Source organism: Mesorhizobium sp. M1D.F.Ca.ET.231.01.1.1, from assembly GCF_003999155.2.
Taxonomy (GTDB): Bacteria; Pseudomonadota; Alphaproteobacteria; order Rhizobiales; family Rhizobiaceae; genus Mesorhizobium.
The window spans coordinates 1-322 of record NZ_RZOZ02000177.1 but is presented as its reverse complement, the minus strand read 5'-3'; the positions used below and the strand labels follow the sequence as shown (position 1 = coordinate 322).

1 pseudogene is annotated in these 322 nt (G+C 68.0%); it reads right to left on the bottom strand.

Features of this window, described 5'->3' with window-relative positions:
- Positions 1-322, bottom strand: a pseudogene (locus EN874_RS32840) (GTPase HflX); the annotation flags it as partial.

Below are 322 nucleotides of genomic sequence, written 5' to 3'. Positions count from 1 at the left end.
GTGTAGCCCACCAGGGCCACGCGCGGCAGTTCGCTGCGCACACGCGCACGGCGCATCTGGGTGCGCTGCACTTCGACCTTTTCCAGGCGCTTCTGCAGCTGCTCGACCCGCTTCTGCAGCAGGCGGCGGTCGGTTTCCAGCTGGGTTTCACCCGGGCCGCGCAGGCCGATCGAACCGCCACGCTGGCGCTCCAGGTGGGTCCAGCTGCGTACCAGGCGGCCCTTCTGGTAGTTGAGATGGGCAAGCTCGACCTGCAGCGTGCCTTCCTTGGTGCGCGCCCGCTCGCCGAAAATCTCCAGGATGAGCCCGGTGCGATCCAGCA